Source organism: Ohessyouella blattaphilus, from assembly GCF_024721265.1.
GTDB classification, from domain to species: domain Bacteria; phylum Bacillota; class Clostridia; order Lachnospirales; family Lachnospiraceae; genus Aequitasia; species Aequitasia blattaphilus_A.
Genome location: NZ_JAMXOC010000046.1, coordinates 1 through 2,500, shown reverse-complemented (window position 1 = coordinate 2,500; position 2,500 = coordinate 1). Strand labels below are relative to the sequence as shown.

Sequence of the window (2,500 nt, the reverse complement as noted above, 5' to 3'; positions counted from 1 at the left end):
GTGGGAATATGCGGGGACCACCCCGTAAGGCTAAATACTCCTTAGTGACCGATAGCGCATAGTACTGTGAAGGAACGGTGAAAAGAACCCCGGGAGGGGAGTGAAAGAGAACCTGAAACCATATGTTTACAACCTGTGGAACCACCTTATGTGTGGAACCGCGTACTTTTTGTAGAACGGTCCGGCGAGTTACGCTGGCTGGCAAGGTTAAGGACTAAAGGTCTGGAGCCGAAGGGAAACCAAGTCTTAATAGGGCGCCATAGTCAGTCGGAGTAGACCCGAAACCGGGTGATCTATCCATGTCCAGGTTGAAGTTGCCGTAAAAGGCAATGGAGGACCGAACCCACATCCGTTGAAAAGGGTGGGGATGAGGTGTGGATAGGGGAGAAATTCCAATCGAACCCGGAGATAGCTGGTTCTCCTCGAAATAGCTTTAGGGCTAGCCTCATTATAGTCTTGCGGAGGTAGAGCACTGAATTTCCTAGGGGGCGTCAAAGCTTACCAAAGAATATCAAACTCCGAATGCCGCGTAGATGATTAATGGGAGTCAGACTATCCGAGATAAGTTGTATAGTCAAAAGGGAAAGAGCCCAGACCTACAGCTAAGGTCCCAAAATGTGTGTTAAGTGGAAAAGGATGTGGGATTTCAAAGACAACTAGGATGTTGGCTTAGAAGCAGCCATACATTCAAAGAGTGCGTAATAGCTCACTAGTCGAGAGGTCCTGCGCCGAAAATGTCCGGGGCTAAAACACACTACCGAAGCTTAGGGATTAACGAATGTTAATCGGTAGAGGAGCATTGTTAGCGGGAAGAAGCTACACTGTAAGGAGTAGTGGACTGCTAAGAAGAGAGAATGCCGGAATGAGTAGCGAGAGGAAGGTGAGAATCCTTCCGGCCGAATATCTAAGGTTTCCAGAGTAAAGCTGATCTGCTCTGGGTAAGTCGGGGCCTAAGGCGAGGTCGAAAGACGTAGTCGATGGATAACAGGTTGAAATTCCTGTACTACATTTATACAGAACTGTGGGGACACGTGTGGAAAGCATAAGCCAGGATTGGAAAAACTGGTGCAAGCGAGGTAGGAGTCTAGTAGGCAAATCCGCTAGGCAATCCGAAGGCGTGATGCGTACCGAACTTTAAGTAGGGAAGTATGTGAGCCATGCGTCAAGAAAAGCCGCTATTGTTATAAATGTACCCGTACCGTAAACCGACACAGGTGGATGAGGAGAGAATCCTAAGGCCGACGGGAGAAGCATTGTTAAGGAACTCGGCAAAATGACTCCGTAACTTCGGGAGAAGGAGTGCCATTGCGAAATGGCCGCAGAGAATTGGCCCAAGCAACTGTTTAGCAAAAACACAGGTCTATGCAAAACCGAAAGGTGAAGTATATGGGCTGACGCCTGCCCGGTGCTGGAAGGTTAAGGGGAGAGGTTAGGACTAGCTCCGAAGCTTTGAACTTAAGCCCCAGTAAACGGCGGCCGTAACTATAACGGTCCTAAGGTAGCGAAATTCCTTGTCGGGTAAGTTCCGACCCGCACGAAAGGCGTAATGATTTGGGCACTGTCTCAACAATGCACCCGGTGAAATTGAAATACCAGTGAAGATGCTGGTTACCTGCGCCAGGACGGAAAGACCCCATGGAGCTTTACTCTAGCTTGATACTGGGATTCGATATTGTATGTACAGGATAGGTGGGAGACTGAGAAGTGATGACGCCAGTTGTCACAGAGTCGTTGTTGGGATACCACCCTTGCAGTATTGGATTTCTAACCAACAGCCGTGATCCGGCTGGGGGACAATGTCAGGTGGGGAGTTTGACTGGGGCGGTCGCCTCCGAAAGGGTATCGGAGGCGCTCAAAGGTTCCCTCAGAATGGTCGGAAACCATTCGCAGAGTGCAAAGGCATAAGGGAGCTTGACTGCGACACCGACGGGTGGAGCAGGTAGGAAACTAGGACTTAGTGATCCGGTGGTATAAAGTGGGATTGCCATCGCTCAACGGATAAAAGCTACCCTGGGGATAACAGGCTTATCACTCCCAAGAGTTCACATCGACGGAGTGGTTTGGCACCTCGATGTCGGCTCATCGCATCCTGGGGCTGTAGTAGGTCCCAAGGGTTGGGCTGTTCGCCCATTAAAGCGGTACGCGAGCTGGGTTCAGAACGTCGTGAGACAGTTCGGTCCCTATCCGGCGTGGGCGTAGGATATTTGAGAGGAGCTGCCCTTAGTACGAGAGGACCGGGGTGGACTGGCCTCTGGTGTATCTGTTGTCTTACCAAAGGCATAGCAGAGTAGCCAAGCCGGGACGGGATAAACGCTGAAGGCATCTAAGCGTGAAGCCCCCCTCAAGATGAGATATCCCAACGTTAAGTTGTAAGACCCCTTGAAGACGACGAGGTTGATAGGACAGAGGTGGAAGTGCAGTAATGTATGGAGCTGACTGTTACTAATCGGTCGAGGGCATGACCAAAAATGGATAGGTTTTAAAATGAACAGGATGATTA

The 2,500-nt window shown here is 50.2% G+C and carries 1 rRNA gene (cut by a window edge); it reads left to right on the top strand.

What is annotated here, in order from left to right:
• Positions 1–2,466: ribosomal RNA gene (locus NHH16_RS14960) — 23S ribosomal RNA — on the top strand; it begins 430 nt to the left of the window's first position.
• Positions 2,467–2,500: the final 34 nt, after the last annotated feature.